Genomic DNA, 20,499 nt, shown 5'->3' with positions numbered 1-20,499 from the left:
CAATCTTGCGGGATCTACAGCTTTTGTTCGGGCTGCTTTTTGCCAAAGAATTTTGAAAACATATCTGCTCCTTTGATTGGTTTGATGAATTTTAGCAAGAATATCAAATTTAAAATGGTACCGTTTTCAATTTGTAAAATTCTAAAAGCAAGTCTTACGCCAAGCTACGAACCATTCATGTGAAAATCACAGGGCATCTTGCCGGCAATTTGCGAGCGCCAGCTTATAAAAAGGTAAATTCAATCGTTTTAAAACAAGATTATTATAAAATGCCGCCTTTAAATCCAACAAAAAGGAATCATTTGCGAAATTTTTTCGAGAGGATCTTGCTTTCCAGCAACGCATTTACCATCTTGCCCGTGATCTTTGGACTACTTGGTGCGATCGTTCTTTTTATCATTGCCAGCTACGATATCTTCGCGGTTTTGATCACTGTTTACGACTACTTTTTTGCAGGCGTTCATCCTGAAAATTTCCACTCCGAGGTCGTTGGCGAGGTGGTCGGTGCGATAGATCTATATCTCATGGCACTCGTGCTTTACATCTTTAGCTTTGGAATTTACGAGCTTTTCATCTCCGAGATCAGTATCTTAAAAGACTCTAAACGTAGCAAAGTCATCGAGGTGCATTCGCTTGACGAGCTAAAAGATAAGCTTGGCAAGGTCATCATCATGGTACTCATTGTAAATTTCTTCCAGCGCGTGCTGCATGCGGACTTTAGCACTCCGCTTGAAATGATGTATCTTGCGCTCTCGGTGCTGGCACTTTGCCTCGGACTTTACTTTCTTCATAAAGGCGAACACTAAAATTTCAGGTATTTTCATCAAATTTTAAATTTAAGCTTTAGGATATTTAAAAATCGACGATTTATTAAAGAATTTATAATAATTTCGCTAAAATTCCCGAAAATTCAAAGGAAATTTATGATATTCGTCGATGCATGCCTGAAAAAGCCAACTCCGTATACACCAGTTTGGATGATGCGTCAAGCGGGGCGCTACCTGCCCGAATACATGGCTGTGCGCGCGCAGGCGGGCGGTTTTCTAAGCCTTTGTAAGGACTACAAAAAAGCAAGCGCGGTTACCATCCAGCCAGTTGAAATTTTAGGCGTCGATGCGGCGATACTTTTTAGCGACATCCTTGTCGTGCCGCTTGAAATGGGCATGGAGCTGCGATTTGAAAAGGGCGAAGGACCGGTTTTTGATCATCCCGTAAAAACGGCGGACGATCTTGCCGCACTGGACGTGGAGAAAGCGGTCAAAAATTTAAGTTACGTTTATGATACGATCGCTCTCACGCGCGAAAATTTAGCCCGTGACAAGGCACTCATCGGCTTTTGCGGTGCGCCATGGACGATCGCGACATATATGATAGAAGGCGGCGGCACAAAGACCTACGCCGTTTGCAAAAAGCTACTTTACACAAATCCCGAGTTTTTACATCAAATTTTAGCCAAAGTCACCGCCGCGCTCACGGACTATATCAAGGCGCAGATCCGCGCGGGCGTCGATGCGGTGCAGATCTTTGACAGCTGGGCGGGTGCGCTGGAAGAGAGTGCGTATTTTGAGTTTGGCTGGCGATATATCTTGCAGATCGTTGATAGCGTAAAGGCTGAATTTCCAGATATTCCGCTCATCGTTTTTCCAAAGGGTGTGAGCGGCTTTTTGGACAAAATTTCAGGAAATTTCGAGGTTTTTGGAGTCGATTGGAGCACGCCCATAGGGCTTGCAAAAGAAAAACTAAGTCCCAAATTCGTCCTTCAAGGCAATATGGAGCCGACCAGACTTTACTCGAAAAAGGCGATAGACGCGGGCGTGGATAAAATTTTAAACACAATGAAAGGTGCGCCGCATATTTTTAACCTAGGGCACGGGATTTTACCAGACATACCGGTCGAAAATGCGAAGTACTTCATCAAACAGGTTCAAGAAAAAAGTCACAATCACAAATAAGGAGGCATAAATGAGGAATTTAGGCATAAAAACAAAGATAATGCTCTTAATGCTTGTTAGCCTTATTAGTATTATCATAGTTAGCGTGCTTTACTTAAAAGGGGTCGTGGAAACTCGCGAGAGAGCCGCAAAAAGCGGGCAGATAGTGGACGTCATAATCAATCAAAACAACTTCATCCATGAGCTACAAAAAGAGCGTGGCTTTAGCTCAGGCGTACTGGCAGGAGGTAGCAATACCAACCTTTTAGCCCAGCGCGGCGAGGTCGATAAAGCGGTCGAAAATCTTCCTAATAAAGACGCTATAAAAAGCAAGCTAAGCACGATAAGAGCGGGCGTAGATAAAAAAGAGGGCGGTATCGCTTTATTAAATCAAATGACAGATATGATAAGAGGCGAGATCATCACGATAAACGGTTATGCCGGCGAGATCGAGCCAAGCTTGACCGACGCACTGAAAAGAGAGCTCATCATCGGCGAGATAAAAGAGTCGTGCGGTATCCTTAGAGCGCGGCTAAACGGCGTATTTTCAAAGCATACCATGTCAAAAGATGAATACAATAGGATCGTCTCCATAAACGCAGTCATCCTTAAGTCTATCAACGATTTTAACGAATACAACCCTGCAAAATACACCTCGGAATTTGAAAATATCGTGCTTTCAAAGCCTGAATTTAAAGAGGTCGCAGGCATAGTAAAAACCGTCGTCGACTCAAGCAACACAAGCTACGACGCGCCGACTTGGTTTAGTAAAATGACAAATTTGATAGACGATATGAGAGAATTTGAGCTAAGCTTGCTAAATGATATGAAAGAGGCGAGCGCCAAAATCAAATCAGACGCCGATAGCCAGCTCATTTTAAGCGCGGTCTTGATAGTCGCGATCGTCTTGATTATACTTAGTATCTCCATACTCATCGGTAAAAACCTCATCTCCGGCATCAACTCTATAAAAGACGGACTGATAGCTTTCTTCGACTTCCTAAACAACAAAACAAGTAAAGCTACATTGCTTGAAGTAAAAGGTAGTGACGAGATAGGACAAATGGCTACTTTGGTAAATGAAAACATAAAACAAATCGAACACAATCTATCCGAACAAAACGACTTCATCAATGCTGCAAACAACTTCGTAGGACAAATAAGAAGCGGCAACTACACTGCAAATTTAGACGCAAGCACTACAAACCCAGCTCTGATAAAACTAAAAGAAGCCTTCGCTCAGCTATCAAATAGCCTAAAAGAGGAGATAGCAAGCAGTAGTAAGGCGATATTTGACGTGCTTGACGGCTTTAAAGCCCAAGACTTCACTAAGCGCGTGAACGAAAGCGGTAGGGTCGCAAACGGCATAGACCTGCTCGGGGCTGAAATTTCAAATATGTTAAAGGCAAATTTAGAGCAGGCTCATTTGCTGAAAGAAAAGGCTGAAATTTTATCAAATTCTATGCAGGAACTCACAAACGGCGCGAACTCTCAGGCAAATTCGCTTCAAGAAAGCGCGGCGGCTGTCGAGCAGATGAGTAGCTCCATGAACGCCATCAGTCAAAAAGCCCAAGATGTGACACGCCAAAGCGAAGAAATAAAAAATATCATCGTGATAATCCGTGACATCGCTGATCAGACGAATTTACTCGCCCTAAATGCTGCTATCGAGGCGGCGCGTGCAGGCGAACATGGTAGAGGCTTTGCCGTCGTAGCAGACGAGGTGAGAAAGCTTGCCGAACGCACACAAAAGAGCTTAGGCGAGATCGAGGCCAACGCAAACGTGCTGGCTCAAAGCATAAACGAGATGAGCGAATCTATAAGAGAGCAGGCTGATGGCATAAATATGATAAATCAATCCGTCGCTCAAATAGATAATCTGACACATCAAAACGTCGCGGTCGCAAACAAAACCAACGAGGTCACGAACGAAGTTGATGCGATGGCTAGCAGTATCGTCGAAGAGGTCAGGAGAAAGAAATTTTAAATTCAGTGGTCTTTGGACCCATAAATTCGCGCCGTTTTGGTATGTCGCTTGGCATAGACTTGTCCTTAGGGCAAAAATGCTGTAACTTTGACTGCATTTACTGCGAGCTAAGCGGCGCGAAAACGACTGACAAGATAGCAAACGAGCCGCCGATCTCGCAGATCATAAGCGAGGTGAAGGCGGCACTTCGTGAGCATGAAAACATCGACGTCATCACGCTCACGGCAAACGGCGAGCCGACACTTTATACAAATTTAAAAGAGCTCATCGCACAGCTAAATTTAATAAAAGGCGGCGCAAAGCTACTGATACTCTCAAACGCAACGGGCGTTTTGAAGCCCGAGGTTTGCGATGCATTGATGGGGCTTGATATCGTGAAATTTAGCCTTGACAGCGCGCTACAAAAGACATTTAAAAAGATAGATCGCGGACAAAGAGGGCTGATGATAGATGATATCATCGAAGCCATAGCTAAATTTAGGCGAGAATTTAAAGGTCAGCTGGTGCTTGAAGTGCTTGTGGTAAAGGGCTTTAACGATACTTTTGCGGAATTTGAGGCGCTAAATTTAGCTATCAATAAAATTCACCCCGCCCGCGTGGATATAAGCACCATAGATCGCCCGCCCGCCTATCCTGTAAAGGGCGTAGATAGCGAGCTTTTGCATGAACTGGCGGAGCATATAAAAAACGTGCCCTGCGTGATCGCTAGTGCAAAGAGTAGCGATAAGGTGATGGAATTTAGCAAAGATGAGATTTTAGAGCTTTTGGCGCGTCGCCCACAAAGCCAAAAGAATGTGCAGGAAAATTTTTCCGAGCTTTCGAGGCAAAATTTGAGTGAGCTTTTGGACGACGGTAAAGTTTATAAAACGCAAGTCGCAGGCGTTTGGTTTTATAAGGTCAGAATTTAGCCCGAGCTGTTTGCGGAAATTTTAAGCTAAATTTTATTGACAAAACGGTCGTTTTTTTCTATAATACGACTTCTTTTATATTCCGGATTAGCTCAGCGGTAGAGTAGGTGACTGTTAATCACTTGGTCGCTGGTTCGAACCCAGCATCCGGAGCCACTTTTTATTCCTCTCAATTTAAAATCAAAATCATAAAATCAAACATTAAATTTAGTGTCGATACCCGATATTTATCTCAAATTCTTTCAAACGTTTATGGATAGAGCGAAGCTCCGTGATCGTCGTCCAATTGTTTATAAAAAGTGAAAATGACATCCTGACTTGCGAAAATGCGTTATTTACCTGCATCAGCGAGCCAAGCGTGATGATGCCCGTAAAGATGCCCGGAGCCATTATCAAAAGCGGCACGATGACCATTAGCTGAGAGAAGAAATTTATCCATATATCAAAGTATCCGTAGTGCAAAAATAGCCTATTATAGTTAAATTTCAGCCCTGTGAAGAGCTCGGTCAGGGTCTCTACGCCGGCGTGATTTTTCTTATCGTCTTCGCCGTAAACTAGCTCTTTTCTAAAGGCCGCTTCGACCTTTTGGTTGTTGTATTCAAGTCCTGGCAGCAAGATACCCACGAACCACGATATGGCAAGCCCACCCACGCTTACCAGTAGCGCTATCCAGACCAATGAGCCCTCGTAGTCTTTGATGAATGGCAGTGCGACGCTGCTACTTAGCCCCCAAAGTATCGGTAAAAAGGCGATAAGCTTCATTATCGCTCTTACTACTTGAAGCCCCAGGCTTTCTACGATCCTGGCGAAGCGGTAGATATCCTCTTGGATACGTTGAGAGCTGCCTTCGATCTCGCGCTCTACGTTTTTCCAGTATTTTATATAATCAAACGTCATCGCCTCGCGCCACTTAAACGCCCAAACGCGCGTGAAATAGCCCGTCAGCGTAGCTAGCAGCACATACGGGAAGGCTATCCAGGCAAAATTTATCATACTTTGCCAAAAATCAAGCAGGGTGTATTTTTGTTTGTTCTTTTGAGCTGCCGTCATCTTGGCGGTGGTATTTTGAGAGGAATTTTTATCTAAATTCACATTTTTGTTCGTTTGAGAGGGTCTCTCCTGCGAGGCATTTGGTTTTTTCTCCTCTTTGTCTACGTCTTTAAAAAGTAGGCTAAAGCTTCTGTCTTTGTCTAAAATTTCAGCCTTTGTAGCGTTTAGCTCGGGGTTGCCTACGATATCGTAAAAGCTTTTATACCAGTTGTTGATAGCGACGCTTAGCTGGACTTGTACGTAGAGCGAACCTATCAAAAACGCAAGCCCCGCATAGGCCCATAAAGCCCATTTTTTGTTTGCAAAAAAAGATGAAAGCAATAGTGTGTCCTTGTTAGAAAAATAGACGAATAATATCTTAATATCGTATAATGTAATATTAAGCGATAATCGGAACGCAAAATTCACTAGGACAGAATATGGTGAAATTGTTATATTCTAAAATAAAAACAAAAGAAAATAACTCATATTACATAATAAATAAAGTAAATTTTAAAATGAGGTTACACATAGTTATGAGGTTTAAAGTAGATACTATATGGTTATGCTCATTAAATATGCAGGTGAACTATATAATTAGTGATGTAGAATGTAAGGTGCTGTAGTTAGGCTATATTCTGCTTGTATATTTAAATTTCATTGGAACAATTAATTTATATTTTACAATTTTTTTCATTTTATTTAGCAGTTTTAGAGTTTTAAATAGGCAATATGCTGTTTAAATTTTTAGCTCTGTATTTTTCAAAAATTTTGATCATGACTCCAGAAAGCTGCTCGAAATCAATGTTTGTTTGCTCTTTTGATAAGATATTTTCACGTAAATTCGATATGAATTCCCTGTCGTCCTGGCAGGATCGGCACGTGGCGTTGCCCCTTACTATCGCCATAAATATCTCGTCTGACGTAGCGTTTAGCATCTGAAGTATGTTTTGTTCGTTCATATTTTTCCTAAATTTTGTTTTTGTAAATTTCATGCAAATTTTGTTCCGTTTGTATGCTAAATTTACATCCGGCTAAACGTAGTTGCTAAGCTCGAGTAGATTGCCATCCGGGTCGCGTAGATAAAGCGACCTTATCTTGCCATTTGCACCGCTTCTAGCGACTATGCCATCAATCGGCGCGACGCCTTTGGCTTTTAGCTCCTCTAAAATTTCCTCTAGCGGCTGGGCGCAGATAAAGCAGATATCCGCCGAGCCGGCCGTCATATTTTTGGCGTTTGGCTTCACGGGCGCTCTTAAATCGTGAAAATTTATCTTAGTCGCGCCAAATTTAACCGCCTTTCGCTCCTGCCCGTCGGCTCCCGTAAAGCAAAACGCCTGCATGCCAAGCACCTCTTCGTAAAATTTCACCGAAGCGTCCACGTCCGCGACGCTAAGCACGATATGATCGATATTTTTGATATCCATTTTGTCCTCTTGGTGGTTAAATTTTGCCCCAGTCGACTAAATTTATAAAATTTATCTGCGGTTCGCCGTCGTAGCATCGGGCTAAAGTGGCTGCATTTTCGCGCATGTGAGGGCTATTCATATGATCTTTTTGATCTTGCAGGCTTTGCCATATCTCAAGAAAGACATAAGCTCCATTTTGCCCCACGATCGCTCCGCATTCGTAGTTTATGCAGCCCTTATCTTTTTGCGAGGCCGGCACGATGATCTTTAAAATTTCCTCAAATTTCGCCACGCTTGCGGCTTTGACATTTACTACGACATAAACTCCTATCATTTTGACTCCTTTTGATTTATAAACCAGAACCAAACTCCTTGCCGATTCGTAAAAGCTCGTTTTTCAGCACCTCGTGGCGAGCGGCTAATCGAGAAATTTTTTCCATCTTTGCGCCCTTTAGCTCGTGAAATTCCTCAGCCAAGGCGTTTAAAATTTTATTCAAAAAGGACGCATTGCCTAGCATTTCGTTCTCAAACTCGTATAAATTTAGCGATGTCAGCACCCGCTCGTAAATTTCGTTCGCGCCAGGGATGAAAAGCGAGAAATGTAACGGGTCTTTTTCGTATGATAGCGCGGCGTTGTCGATCTTTTCTTTGATAAAATGCACCGCTATTTTAATCGCGTTTTCGTAGTTTGCCGCGACCTTGAGGTTTAGCTTGTCAAAAAAGAGCGAGATCTTTTGTAGCTGCTTGAATTTTGCCGTCTCGTAATCTCTTAAAAACATCTCATAAACCTGCCCGGCGTATGTCCTTATCGCGGCAAATTCGATATCAGAGTGCACCGCCTCCTCTTTACGGATACTTTCAAACCTAGCTTTATATATCATGAACTCACGCTCAAGATGTGCGTAAATTTCATCTATTTTGGCGCACAGCTCGCTTTGTAAAGTGCCCAGATCTCTTCGGTATATCCTAAAAAATTTCGCTAGTTTCGTGTCGTTGTAGATGAGCTTGGAGAAAATTTCATCATTGTCAAAGCTCATCATCTCGTATTCGCTTTTTTCGTAGTATTGGCCTTTTAAAAGCCTCTTTTTAAGCTCGAACCTTGACTTTTTAAAAGGCTTTAGACTAGCTTGTATCTCGTCTGCGATCTGCTTGGCTATTTGCTTTAGCTCGTTAAAAGCAAGCTCTATCTTTGGTCTAAATTCCAGTGCGAGCGCCTTCAAGCTTTCATCAAGGGCGTCGTCGAAATTTTGTAAAATTTCGCCCGCATCTTTATAGATACTCTCGATATGCTCGTGCTGGTCTATGTTTGCGCGCACTATAGCGGCGCATTTTTTAAGGACGAAATTATGCTTTAAATTTTCGTTTGAGAAATGCCGCTCTATGGCGCTCGTAACGGCGGCGAAATTTGAAATTTCAGCTAGCTTGCAGTCGTTTTGTTTTTGCGTCTCGATGGCTTGTTTGGCGGAGATCGCGATGATTTGAGCGAAGAAATTTTTATATGTCGTGCGCGCGTGATCCAGCACGTTTTCAAGCTCGCTTTGACTTAGCTTGTCTTTTTGATTTAGCACGCAAATAGCCAGTTTGTCGCTGTTTGCCAAAAATTCGTTCAGGTCGTTTAGCTCGCTCGCTCTTGCGGCGTTTTCTATGAGGCTTAGCCAGATGACGCCAGCGACGTCTTTTAGCACCTCTTTGGTTATGTTCGTATCGGAGTTTGAAAGCGAGTTGAGCCCCGGCGTATCGATGAAATTCACGCTCTTTAAAAGCGGCACCGGCGCATATATGCAAAGCTGCTTCACATCGTCGCCAAACACGCGCTGATCGACAAATTTAGCTATTTCGCTCACGTCTAAATTCAGCTCTTTGCCGTTTTTATAATCTACTCTTAGCGCGTAGCTTTGCCCGTATCTGATGTGGGTGAGCTTTGCTGTCACGGGCGTCACTCCTGTGGGCAAAATTTCGCGACCCAAAAGTGCGTTTAAAAATGTCGATTTACCGCTTGAAAACTGCCCGACGATCGCGATAGTGACGGGCTCGTTGATGAAAAGATCAAGCTTTCTTAGCTCATCTTTTAGCTGCGTACTTGCGTGAAATTTAGGCTCAATTAGCTCGTTTTCAAAGCGTTTGAAACGCCCGTAAAAATCATCGCCAAATATCTTGAAATATGCCATTTTGTAGGCGTTTATAAATTTTTCAAACATCTTTTAGCTCCGAGATGATGGCGTTTAGATCGTTTTTTAGGCCTTGAAGGCCCAAGAGCTTCGCCGAGACGTCCTCGCTCGTGCTATTTAGTAGTGCGACTTCTTTTTTTAGGCGCTCGCAGCTTGCTTTAAAAAGCTCCTCTTTGCTTTGCACGGCATCTTTTATCTCTTTTATGAATTCGTCCTTTTCAAAACGGCTCAGCTCAAATACGAAATTTTTGATCTTCTCATCGCCTAAAAACTCCTCTAGCGCGGCATTTAGTGCTACCGCTATCTCTTTAGTGCCTAAATTTACCGATTTGACGGCGCACTCGCACACCTTTGCCGTGTCAAAAACGATCCCTTTTAGCTTCAAATAGTCGTTTATGCTAAAAATTTCCTCTTTTTTATCTTGCAAAAAGCCCTGAAATTTCAGTGATATGTCGCTCCTGCAAGCTTTTATGCGGCTTAAAATTTCGTTTCTGTTTTGGCGCATCAGGCTTATGATGCCATCACTTAGCGTGCTTTGCACGATGTAGTTCATGCGTTTTGCTTCTAGTTTTTCTTTCTTTCGTCCGGCAAAGTCCGCTTCTCTTAAGATGCGCTCTTGCAGGCTTTGAGCCAGCATTTTTAGCCCGGTGCTAAAATTTGCCTCAAGCCCCGAGACATCGAGCCTATTTAGTTGCTCCTGCGCCGTTTGAGACAGCGCTTCAAACTCACTTTTCAGTGCCGCTTCTTGCTCGTTTAGCTCGTTGAATTCCTCGTTCAGGCTTAAATTCGAACCGCTTAAATTTAAGATACTTTGCGTGGTTTGAGCCAAGAGCTCCTCGCAAACGCCGTTAAGCTCCTTTTTGTAAGCCTCAAGGCTAAGGCGTGACTTCTCGCTATTAGCCCCAAAAAACGTCTCGTAAAGATACTCTTTAAACTCCTCTACGCCGCTATTTGGCTTACCGTCTAGGTAGTTTTTGGCGCTGATAGCAAAAAATTTCACTTCAAGATCGTTGTTTTTGTCACCAAAGCGTTCGTTCATGCGCTTTTTGGTATAGCTGGTGACCTCGTTTAGTTCGTCATTGTTTAAAAGATCGACATGTGTCAAAACGACTACCAGCTTCACGATATGTGAGCCGTGCACGCTTTGCTCGATGAATTCCACGTCTTTTTGCGTGGTGCTTTGAGAGACGTTCATCAGATGTACCATCAAATCGCACTCGCTCATGAAATCCCGCACCAGTCGCTCTCTTAAAAACACCGCGTCATCGATGCCCGGTGTGTCTATGATGCGGATGTTGTCCTTTAAAAGCTCTAAATTTTCGTAAAGTTCGACGCTTTTAACGAGCTTTGCATGCGCCGAGCCGGCCGAAGTGTAGTTTTTAAGCTCGTTTGTTTGTATGGCTATGCTGCTTCCTGTAAGGTCGGTCGGCTCGCTAGAAATGGCTACACCAAGCTCTTTTAGCTCGCTTTTGCTCCAAAAATTTACCTTCGCGTAAGGCTCGCTAGCGAATTTCAAGATACTTAAATTTATGGTCTCGGGCACATTTGAAGTGCCCAAAATTTTAGCGTTTAGCAAGGCGTTTAATAGCGTTGATTTGCCTGCGTTGACGACGCCGGTCACTACGATATTAAATTTAAGCTCCTCTATCTTTTGCCTTGCCGCCTTTGCCTTGCTGATTGAAATTTCACTGCCGCCAAGCGAGCAGATCTTCTCGCAAATAGCGTTTAGCTTGTCGATCTTTTCGTGAAAGACATCGACTTGTTTGATCTTTGTCTCTGTGTCTGCTTTGATGCTGTCTTGGCTTATAGAATTTAAAAAAAATTCTAAATTTATAAATTCAGCTTCGCTTATGATATTTTCATTTTCTAGTCTTTTTAATGCCCTGATCACTTTGTTTTTTGAGATCTTAGATGATCTTAGTGCGTTGATAGCGCCTATTTGCGCTGTTTGCACGCTGTAAACATCAGCTCTTAGACCAAGCGAGTGAAGTATCTGCCTAAATTCGCTTATAGCTATAAACCTATCGTAGTTTAGGGCATTGCACGCTAGCAAGATCGCCAGATCTCTTTCATCGGCTATCATTTGGACTCTTTGGTCTAAGAAAAGCTTCACACCGCCCCAAATTTCGGTCAAAAATTTATCCATTTTCGCTCTTTGAACGTTTAAAATTTAGATAGATTTTAGTATATATTTGCTTACAAAGCTATCAAGCGTTTTGTGAGAATAGTGTGACTTTGTTGCCATTTGTTTATCAAAAATAGTGAAATTTTTAGGGAAATTTTACTTCGTGTGTTATAATACTGAAACAAAATATTTAATTTTTATATTAAATATTTAAAATTTTTATAAGGAGTTCATGATGAAACTAGGCAAACTTAGTTTAGTCGCGGCTGTTGCGCTTGGTTGCTTGAGTTACGCTAACGCTGCCGACACGCTCGCAGAGGCTTTCACAAAAGGCAAGCTCAGCGGAACTATAAAGGCTACTTATGCCGATCAGACCGATGAAAGACTTTCGATGCATAACGAAAACATCTTTGGCATCGGACTTGAGCTGGGCTACGTCACCGATCCGCTTTATGGATTTAGGATAGGCGCTACCGGTCAAGCCTACGGCTCGCCGTTTAGCCCGGAGAAAAATGCCAAAACGATGTATGACAAAGAGTGGTACGCTAACGGCGCGGTGCTTTCGGAGTTATACCTAGGATACTCCATAGGCAAGACCGACATCAAAGCCGGACGCCAGTACTACGTCTCTCCGCTGGTCGCAGGAAACTACACTCGCGCCTTTAAAGAGGCATTCGAGGGTGTGAGCATAGAGAACAAAGACATCCCGGACACTTCGCTAAGAGCGGCTTGGTTTTATAAATTCCAAGGCAGGAGTAAGGTCGCGATGGATCGTGCCGGCAGTAAATTTGACCGTGACGACGTAGGTAGAGCGCCGACGTTTAAAGATAGAGTGATCTTTGGCGGGCTTGGACCTTATGCGCTTAAATTTGACAACATCTTTACAGGCGCTATCTCAAATCAATCTATCCCGGGCCTCAAGCTAACGGCAGCCTATGCCAGAGCCACAGAGGTCGAGTACTTCGCTGGTAATAAAGACGATGTGAATTTATACAATCTAGAGGCCAACTATAAGCTACCGTTTGACGCATTTAAGCTTGGTTTTGACGTGATGTATAAGGGCTCACGCGTAAATGGGGCGATGGATAACGCGCATTTAGACGGCGATATGTGGAATTTTAGAGTAGGTATCTCGGAGCTGTTTGGATTTAGCGCATCTTATGCGTATTCGACCGTGAGCGATGACGATGCGATGATCCTTGGCATAGGCAATGGACCTGGCTCATATACCGCGCTTCCTATCCGCGGACCTTTCGTATTTACAAACTACGCTGGCATGGATATACATAAGATCACGCTTGGATATGACTTTGGTGCGATCGGTGTAAAGGGGCTCAAGACATCTTTACAATGGCTAAAGGGTGAGCAAGATACGTTGTCGCATAACACCCATAAAGGCGACTCTATCGGACAACAAAAAGGAACTCATATGGATGTAAAGGGCTGGGCTGCGATAGCTAGCTACGATATCCCTTATGTAAAAGGTCTAAGCGCATCTGCGACTTACGTAGCGCTTGAGAGAGAAAATCACGCGGCAAACGGTGCAGTAACAAAGCCTGATAACAACGAGCTTTGGTTGCAGCTAACTTATAAATTTAATCTCTTGAACTAAAAATTTAGGGGCGGCTTTGCCCCTAAATTCAGTTTATCGTGAGCTATCACTACTGGCTCTTTTACTCTTAAATTCTACGCTCGTTTTTCATCTCATTCATAGAGTCTACAGACTTAAAAGTGCAGATTTGTTCGTCGGACGAAGTATGATATTTTTGTAAATTTAAAAAGTGTCGCGCAAATTTCTTCACGCGACACGAAGGAGATAAGTTATTTAATAACCGCCATTTTACGGCGCATATATGCGATCCTGCTTTGAAGCGGTAGGTGTTTTGGGCAGTTGTCTTCGCAGCCTAGCAGCGTCATACAGCCAAATACCCCGTCATCGTCTCCGATGAGCTCGTAAAAGTCCTCGTCGGTCCTCTTATCAAGCGCGTCTATCTTGAAACGAGCCACGCGGTTAAGTCCCACAGCACCGATGAAATCAGGTCTCATGATGGCTGTGCCGCACGCTGCGACGCAGATACCGCACTCTATGCAGCGATCTAGCTCGAAAACCTCCTGAGCGACCTCCGGCTCGACCTTTTCTTCAAGCTTTGATATGTCAGTGACGTGATCGGAGTGTATCCAGCTCTCTACGCGCCTACTCATAGCGTTCATCCAGTTACCGGTATCTACGCTTAGATCTTTTAATAGCTTAAACACCGGAAGCGGCATAAGCTCGATGACGCCACTTGGGAAGTCCTTAGTAAGCGTCCTGCACGCAAGACTAGGCTTGCCGTTTACTAGCATGCCGCAGCTACCGCAGATGCCCGCGCGACAAACAAAGTCAAAGCTAAGATCAGGGTCAAATTTCTCCCTGATGACATTTAACGCAATAAACAAAGTCATACCGTCGGTTTCCTCTAGCTCGTAAGAGGCAAAATGCGGCTTTGAAATTTTGCTTTGCGGATTGTATTTGAACGCTTTTATCGTGATTTTCCTACTCATAACCTATACCTGCTCTTTCATTTGGTGCTTTATATTTTGGCTGAAGCTCGTAGTGCATCAAAGCCTCTTGAATTTCATATCTTCCTTTGCCCTCGGCTTGCATTTTCTCGCGGATCTCATCGACTTGCGCTTGGCGTTTCGCGCTGTCAGGATGCTCGATGATGTTACCTTTGGCACCGTATCCTCTAAATGCAGGTGGAATTTCCATCTTCATTATATCAAGCGCTTCATATTCGACTGTCGGCATCGTAGCGCCTTCTTTCCAGCTCGTTAGAGTCCTGCTTAGCCAGTTTAGATCGTCGCGCTTGGTGTAGTCCTCTCTATAATGCGCCCCGCGGCTTTCGGTGCGTAAGAGTGCGCCGTAAGCGATACAAAGGGCTAGTTTTAGCATTTTTGGAACGCGGTAAGCCTCTTCTAACTCAGGGTTGCCAAATAGCGTTTTGTTCGTTACCTTGACATCAAGCGATTTTTTGTAAAGCTCTTCAAGCTCTTTGACGGCTTTTTCGAGGCCCTCGCCCGTTCTAAAGATGGCTACGTGCTCCCACATCACATCTTTCATGCGGTTTTTGATCTCAAAGACATTGTATTTGCCCTCTTTATCAAGTAGTCCTTGTAGATAATCAGTCTCTTTTTTGACGAATTTTTCTAAATTTTCGGTCTTTATATCTATCTCATGGCTCGCGCAGAAATCTGCGAAATAATCACCCACGATCATACCCGCTACGACAGTCTCTGATACGGAATTTCCACCAAGGCGGTTAAAGCCGTGCATATCCCAGCATGCAGCTTCGCCAGCGCTAAATAGTCCGGCTAGCGTCGGGCTCTCGCCTGTTGGCTTTGTTTTTATGCCGCCCATAGAGTAGTGCTGCATAGGCAGGATTGGTGCCCAGCCCTTTGGACCTTCGTCTGCCGGATCGATGCCGTTAAATATCATACAAATTTCTTGCACGTCGCGTAAATTTTTCTCGATGTGTTCGCGGCCAAGTATACTGATATCTAGCCAGACATGCTCGCCGTAAGGGCTTTTGACGCCTTTGCCTTTTCTGATGTGCTCCATGATACGGCGGCTCACGACGTCGCGGCTGGCGAGCTCTTTTTTCTCCGGTTCATAGTCTGGCATAAAGCGGTAGCCATCGACATCACGTAAAATTCCGCCGTCACCGCGGCAACCCTCCGTTAGCAAAATTCCGCTTGGTACGATCGGAGTCGGGTGAAACTGCACCGCTTCCATATTGCCAAGCTGTGCTACGCCAGTTTCTAGTGCGATCGCAGCACCTATACCCTCGCACACGACGGCGTTTGTAGTGTGTTTATAAACGCGTCCGTAGCCACCGGTTGCGATGAGCGTGCCTTTTGATACGTAGGCGATGATCTCGCCGGTCACTAGATCGCGGACTATCGCGCCGTAACAGCGGTTGTTTTCGTGGATGAGAGCGATCGCTTCTTTACGGTCGTGGATTTCTACGTTGTGTTTTAGCGCTTCGTTCGCCACGGCAAAGAGCATGGTGTGTCCGGTCGCGTCAGCAGTGTAGCAGGTGCGCCATTTTTTAGTGCCGCCAAAGTCGCGAGAGTGGATGAGTCCATGCACCTCTTCTTTTTCGACAATAGTGGTTTTTTGAGCGTTGATGATGGCACTTCGCTCGCCCTTTGTTATCCTGGTCCATGGCACGCCCCAAGCTGCAAGCTCTCTAATCGCTTTTGGAGCGGTTTGGCAAAACATACGCGCGACCGTTTGGTCACAGCCCCAGTCGCTTCCCTTTACCGTATCGGCAAAATGCACGTCCTCGTTGTCGCCTTCGCTCATTTTTGAATTTCCCAAAGACGCTTGCATACCGCCTTGTGCGGCTGCCGAGTGAGAGCGTTTGACCGGGATAAGGCTCAAAACTATCGTGCTAAGTCCCTTTTCGCCAGCCGCGACCGCAGCTCGTAGTCCCGCAAGACCTCCGCCTATAACCAATGCATCACAATATTTTACATTCATTTTTAGCTCCTATTTACCAAACTAAAGGCTGACCCAAACAAAATCAGCGATTAATGCGATTAATGCGAGCACTCCAAAGATTGCAAAAATTATAGTTTTGACTCTGTTTCTTTTTGCAAACATCTCTTGTTTATTAGCACCCTCAATACTTATCCATTTGACATATAAACGATACATTCCTACGCCGGCATGCACTACCATAAAAACAAGCAATGCAAAATAGAAAAATTCTAAAGTATGGAAATTTGCCGCCGAATGCTCGGCTGTTATCTTATGCGGATTGAAAACGATATCGACCAAATGAGCGCTCGCAGTGAAAAATAGTGCAAATCCTGTCAAAAACTGAAACCACCAAAGCGTCGTATCCCAGTGCTTCATGCGATCTTTGTGTCCTTTAAACATTATAAGCTGTCTAAAGTTGGCGGGAAATTTCCTCATCGCTAAGAAAGCATGAGCGATGAAAACGACGAAGATCACAGCGGCTATCAAATTTGTTACGATAGGTAACCCGCCTTTGATCAAAAAGCTGGCTTCCGCAAATTCTACGACTGCATTGAACGCATCTTTGCCAAGTAGAATAGTCGAAGTGAATACCATGTGACATAGTATGAAACAGGCAAGAATAAAACCCGTTATACTCTGCCACCTATCAAAAACCGCAGGCACACGACTCTTTTTGCAGTCTGCCTGCTTACCGAGGAAACCCTCTATAAGCCCAACCATGAGCACTCCTTCTAAGAATTTATTAATATTTGGTTTTCTTTTGCGGCGATTATACACCTATATAACTTTAAACTAAGTTAAACTATTTAATATAATTTTTTTTCAAAAAGAAATACGCCAGAATTCCGCCAAAAAACATCAAAATTGATAATATCTGCCCCATAGAAAGGCCAAATATGATAAAGCCTATCCCTGCATCAGGCTCTCTAAAAAACTCGCAGATAAAGCGAGCTAGCGTGTATAGTATCGCATAAAGTGCGATGAGCTCGCCGTCAAATTTTTTAAATTTACGGTAGAAAAAGAGGATTAAGAAAACGACTAGACCCTCGAGTGCGGCTTCGTAAAGCTGCGAAGGGTGTCTTAAAATCCCAAATACATTTATGCCCCAGCTCACATCTGTCGCTCTGCCAAAGAGCTCTTGGTTTAAAAAATTTCCGATACGTCCGAATATATACCCGAACGGGATACAAAGTGCGCACAGATCGAGCAGCTGCCATAAATTTTGCTTGTATTTTTTACAAAATAGTATCGTCGCTAGTAAAAATCCAACTACCGCCCCGTGATAGCTCATGCCTCGGATACCGACAAATTCGCCGTTGTGAAAGGGGTTGAAAATCTGCCAAGGATGAGTGAAAAAATAAACCGCCTCACCGGAGTAGATCGCGATGTATCCGAGCCTGGCTCCAAGTATCACGCCGATCTCCACCCAAAAAAAGTAATTATCCAAAAGTGCGTCCGTTATCGGGATATTGTCCTTTTTGACAAAGTATTTTGCCGCCCCTAGCGCGCTAAGTAGGGCTAAGATATACATTATGCCGTACCAATGCACGCTAAAGTCAAAAAGCGTGAAGGCGACGGGGTCAAAGTGGTTGTAGATATCGTTCCAAGTGCTCATGATCTTACCTTAAAATTTTGTGATTTTACACCTCATAGGCTTAAAAAATACGCCTTGCAAAGAGCGGTATGGCTAAAAAGGCGAAATTTTGCGCCTCAAAGTGGTGAGCGAAATCATAAAACGCGTTAAATTCATCCTCGTTAAATTCCACCCGCCATATCGCTCCATCCTCGTTAAATTCGCGTTTAGCCTCTAAATTTTGCTTTTGTAAGAAATGCTCAAACCTAGCTGTCAATGAAAACGGCACGAAAAAGCCGCATATATCTTTTTGCTCGAAAATTTCTAAATTCGCCTCGTTTATCGCTAGATTTGCAGCTCCGCCGTAAGCTCTCACAAGCCCGCCCGTACCAAGCTTTACGCCTCCAAAATATCGCACCACCAGCACTGCCGTGTCTATTAGCCGAGCTCCTCGCAAAGCGTTCAAACAAGGCTGCCCTGATGTGCCTTTTGGCTCGCCGTCATCGCTTTGAGCCTCGATGATCTGGGCGTATTTGTTCAGTTTTCTGTAAGCCCAGACGATATGTGCGGCTTTTGGATGATCTGACCTTAAAATTTCGTGAAATTCTTCAAATTTAGCGATCGGCAGGAGGTAGCTTAGGAAAGTAGATTTTTTGATCTCGGTCTTTGCGCTGTAAATTTCGGATACGGTTTGCAAAATTCGCCTATTTTTGATTTTTGTGCGCTAATGATAGCAAAAATTTACCCGTTCTGGCATTTTTAAGCTAAAAGTAGTAGAATTTTGCAACTTTGATAAAAGGATAAAAATGATACAAACCTGCCTATTTCCGGCTGCCGGATACGGAACGAGATTCTTACCGGCGACAAAATCACTACCAAAAGAGATGTTGCCGATCTTGACAAAGCCCTTGGTGCATTACGGAGTCGATGAGGCCTTGGAGGCGGGGATGAACAATATGGCCTTTGTCACGGGGCGCGGCAAGCGCGCTTTGGAGGATTATTTTGATATCAGCTACGAGCTGGAGCATCAAATAGCCGGCACCAGCAAAGAGCCGCTGCTTGATGACATCAGAAAGCTCATGGACTCATGCACTTTCAGCTTTACCCGCCAAAACGAGATGAGAGGGCTTGGGCATGCTATCTACACGGGCAAGACGCTCGTTCGCGACGAGGCTTTTGGCGTGGTGCTCGCGGATGATCTTTGCGTGAACGACGCAGGCGAGGGCGTGCTGGCTCAGATGGTAAAAATTTATGAAAAATACCGCTGCTCGGTAGTTGCGGTGATGGAAGTGCCAAAAGAGCAGATAAAATCCTACGGCGTGGTGAGCGGCCGCTTCATAGAAGATGATCTCATAATGGTCGATGATATGGTAGAAAAGCCCGATCCTGCCGATGCTCCGACAAATTTAGCCATTATCGGACGATATATATTGACGCCTGATATCTTTAATATATTAGAGCGCACAAAACCCGGTAAAAACGGCGAAATTCAGATAACGGACGCTCTAAGATCACAGGCTAAAGAGGGCATCGTGATAGCTTATAAATTCAAAGGCAGGCGCTTTGACTGCGGCAGTATAGACGGCTTTGTAGAGGCTACGAATTTCTTTTACGAGCTAAAAAATGGTAGAAAATAGCTTTAAATTCAACTTCACCAAAGAGGAGCTCATCGCCGCTTACGCAAAGCGTATGAACGACGAATACGAAAGCGGCGAGATAGGATATTATCATCTGCCCGATCTTGGCGAGGAGCTGGTGAGTGAAATTTACACCTACGAAAAAAGCCTACAAGGTATAAAAAACGTCGTGTTAGTAGGCATCGGCGGCAGTTCGCTGGGTGTAAAAGCGCTAAAGTCGATGCTCGGGGCAAAAAAGAGCAAAAGAGAGCTTTATTTCCTAGATAACGTCGATCCAAACAGCTTTGAAAGCGTTGTAAGCACGATAAATTTTGACGAGACGCTTTTTATCATCAGCTCCAAATCGGGCAACACGATCGAGACGATCACGATATTTAAGTGCTTGCTAGATCGCTTTGGCCCAAGCTCTCTTAGCCGAAATTTTTTGATAATCACCGATCCTGGCACGAATTTGCAAAATTTCGCTACTCAAAACGGTATAAAATTTTTCAATATCCCGTCAAATGTGGGCGGCAGATTCAGCGTTTTAAGCGCGATAGGGCTGGCTCCGCTTGCTATCTGCGGATACGACGTGAAGCAGCTTCTAGCCGGGGCGTTAGCTTGTAAGAGGCGATATATCGACGAAAAGGACGCCTCGCTTATCGCGAAAGCCTACCACTACGCCACTCATAGAAGTGCGAGTATAAATGTCGTCTTTAGCTACTGCGACCGATTTTTTGAGTTTAACGACTGGTATGTGCAGCTTTGGGCGGAGAGTCTTGGTAAAAAAAGAGGCTACAAACGTGTAGGCCTCACGCCGGTCGGGCTGGTCGGCAGTCGCGATCAGCACAGCTTTTTACAGCTCATAATGGACGGCGTGAAAGACAAAAGCGTGACATTTATAAAGATAAATGACGCCGGAGTCGATACGAACATACCTGACATCAGCTTACAAGGGCTTGAGGGATGCGACTTTGTGAGCGGGCTTAGCCTAAACAAGCTTTTAAATTTACAATGCGACGCTACTGCGATGGCGCTAGTGCAAGAGGGCGTAAGCGTGGATATCATCACGCTTGATGCGCTTGATGAGTGGCATGCGGGCTGGCTGGTCTTTTACTACGAGCTTTTGACGTCTGCTACCGGCATAATGCTGGGCATAAACACATACGATCAGCCTGGCGTGGAGATCGGCAAACGCATACTAAAAACGATGCTTTTGAAGTAAAAT

General features: G+C 44.3%; 18 protein-coding genes and 1 tRNA gene. 8 read left to right on the top strand and 11 right to left on the bottom strand.

The window, feature by feature from the left end; all coding sequences use genetic code 11:
- Positions 1-302 precede the first annotated feature (302 nt).
- The 5 genes from CCVT_RS07240 to CCVT_RS07220 all read left to right on the top strand — a co-directional run bounded on the left by CCVT_RS07240 (position 303) and on the right by CCVT_RS07220 (position 4,982).
- Entirely contained in the window at positions 303-806 is a 504-nt protein-coding gene (locus CCVT_RS07240; RefSeq protein ID WP_026175422.1) for a YqhA family protein, read from the top strand.
- A 117-nt stretch (positions 807-923) separates the two neighbouring features.
- Positions 924-1,952 carry a uroporphyrinogen decarboxylase gene (gene hemE, locus CCVT_RS07235; RefSeq protein ID WP_018136147.1) on the top strand — a complete coding sequence of 343 codons (1,029 nt, stop codon included), beginning with the start codon at positions 924-926 and terminating at the stop codon, positions 1,950-1,952.
- A 10-nt stretch (positions 1,953-1,962) separates the two neighbouring features.
- Complete coding sequence (locus CCVT_RS07230; protein WP_018136148.1) at positions 1,963-3,918, top strand: methyl-accepting chemotaxis protein; 1,956 nt, start codon at positions 1,963-1,965, stop codon at positions 3,916-3,918.
- A gap of 5 nt (positions 3,919-3,923) precedes the next feature.
- A complete protein-coding gene (locus CCVT_RS07225; protein ID WP_018136149.1) occupies positions 3,924-4,826 on the top strand; it encodes a radical SAM protein in 903 nt (300 codons plus the stop codon).
- An 81-nt stretch (positions 4,827-4,907) separates the two neighbouring features.
- Positions 4,908-4,982 (top strand) — tRNA-Asn (locus tag CCVT_RS07220).
- Between the two features lie 51 nt (positions 4,983-5,033).
- Here CCVT_RS07220 and CCVT_RS07215 read toward each other — a convergent pair.
- The 6 genes from CCVT_RS07215 to CCVT_RS07190 all read right to left on the bottom strand — a co-directional run bounded on the left by CCVT_RS07215 (position 5,034) and on the right by CCVT_RS07190 (position 11,578).
- A complete protein-coding gene (locus CCVT_RS07215) occupies positions 5,034-6,197 on the bottom strand; it encodes a putative transporter (RefSeq protein ID WP_018136150.1) in 1,164 nt (387 codons plus the stop codon).
- A gap of 377 nt (positions 6,198-6,574) precedes the next feature.
- Positions 6,575-6,817, bottom strand: a complete 243-nt coding sequence (locus CCVT_RS07210; protein ID WP_018136152.1) for a hypothetical protein — start codon at positions 6,815-6,817, stop codon at positions 6,575-6,577.
- A gap of 72 nt (positions 6,818-6,889) precedes the next feature.
- On the bottom strand, positions 6,890-7,282 hold the full coding sequence (locus CCVT_RS07205; RefSeq protein WP_018136153.1) for a VOC family protein: 393 nt from the start codon (positions 7,280-7,282) through the stop codon (positions 6,890-6,892).
- Positions 7,283-7,298: 16 nt separating this feature from the next.
- Complete coding sequence (locus CCVT_RS07200) at positions 7,299-7,598, bottom strand: putative quinol monooxygenase (protein WP_018136154.1); 300 nt, start codon at positions 7,596-7,598, stop codon at positions 7,299-7,301.
- 16 nt (positions 7,599-7,614) lie between these two features.
- Positions 7,615-9,462, bottom strand: a complete 1,848-nt coding sequence (locus tag CCVT_RS07195; protein ID WP_018136155.1) for a dynamin family protein — start codon at positions 9,460-9,462, stop codon at positions 7,615-7,617.
- Complete coding sequence (locus CCVT_RS07190) at positions 9,455-11,578, bottom strand: dynamin family protein (protein ID WP_018136156.1); 2,124 nt, start codon at positions 11,576-11,578, stop codon at positions 9,455-9,457. Before CCVT_RS07190 ends, CCVT_RS07195 begins: the two co-directional genes overlap by 8 nt.
- Before the next feature lie 214 nt (positions 11,579-11,792).
- Here CCVT_RS07190 and CCVT_RS07185 point away from each other — a divergent pair, with 214 nt between their 5' ends.
- On the top strand, positions 11,793-13,169 hold the full coding sequence (locus CCVT_RS07185; protein WP_018136157.1) for an OprD family outer membrane porin: 1,377 nt from the start codon (positions 11,793-11,795) through the stop codon (positions 13,167-13,169).
- Positions 13,170-13,378: 209 nt separating this feature from the next.
- Here the strand turns inward: CCVT_RS07185 and CCVT_RS07180 are convergent, their stop codons facing one another.
- The 5 genes from CCVT_RS07180 to CCVT_RS07160 all read right to left on the bottom strand — a co-directional run bounded on the left by CCVT_RS07180 (position 13,379) and on the right by CCVT_RS07160 (position 18,352).
- Positions 13,379-14,098, bottom strand: coding sequence for a fumarate reductase iron-sulfur subunit (locus CCVT_RS07180; protein WP_009650540.1), 720 nt, complete (start codon positions 14,096-14,098; stop codon positions 13,379-13,381).
- On the bottom strand, positions 14,091-16,079 hold the full coding sequence (locus CCVT_RS07175) for a fumarate reductase flavoprotein subunit (protein WP_018136158.1): 1,989 nt from the start codon (positions 16,077-16,079) through the stop codon (positions 14,091-14,093). Before CCVT_RS07175 ends, CCVT_RS07180 begins: the two co-directional genes overlap by 8 nt.
- A 21-nt stretch (positions 16,080-16,100) precedes the next feature.
- Complete coding sequence (locus CCVT_RS07170; RefSeq protein WP_009650531.1) at positions 16,101-16,802, bottom strand: fumarate reductase cytochrome b subunit; 702 nt, start codon at positions 16,800-16,802, stop codon at positions 16,101-16,103.
- Between the two features lie 82 nt (positions 16,803-16,884).
- Positions 16,885-17,697 carry a prolipoprotein diacylglyceryl transferase gene (lgt, locus tag CCVT_RS07165; RefSeq protein WP_018136159.1) on the bottom strand — a complete coding sequence of 271 codons (813 nt, stop codon included), beginning with the start codon at positions 17,695-17,697 and terminating at the stop codon, positions 16,885-16,887.
- A gap of 40 nt (positions 17,698-17,737) precedes the next feature.
- The gene (locus tag CCVT_RS07160) at positions 17,738-18,352 is read right to left on the bottom strand and encodes an IMPACT family protein (RefSeq protein WP_018136160.1); all 615 of its coding nucleotides are present in this window, start codon (positions 18,350-18,352) and stop codon (positions 17,738-17,740) included.
- Positions 18,353-18,461: 109 nt separating this feature from the next.
- On the opposite strand from CCVT_RS07160, the gene galU reads away from it, so the two are divergent.
- Both galU and CCVT_RS07150 read left to right on the top strand, forming a co-directional pair.
- Positions 18,462-19,292: a UTP--glucose-1-phosphate uridylyltransferase GalU gene (galU, locus tag CCVT_RS07155; protein ID WP_011992568.1), complete on the top strand. Its 831-nt coding sequence runs from the start codon at positions 18,462-18,464 to the stop codon at positions 19,290-19,292.
- The gene (locus tag CCVT_RS07150; RefSeq protein WP_018136161.1) at positions 19,279-20,496 is read left to right on the top strand and encodes a glucose-6-phosphate isomerase; all 1,218 of its coding nucleotides are present in this window, start codon (positions 19,279-19,281) and stop codon (positions 20,494-20,496) included. Before galU ends, CCVT_RS07150 begins: the two co-directional genes overlap by 14 nt.
- Positions 20,497-20,499: the final 3 nt, after the last annotated feature.

The sequence above is a fragment of the Campylobacter curvus genome, from assembly GCF_013372125.1.
Lineage (GTDB): Bacteria > Campylobacterota > Campylobacteria > Campylobacterales > Campylobacteraceae > Campylobacter_A > Campylobacter_A curvus.
The sequence above is the reverse complement of the archived record's forward strand: the minus strand, read 5'-3'. Positions and strand labels throughout refer to the sequence as shown.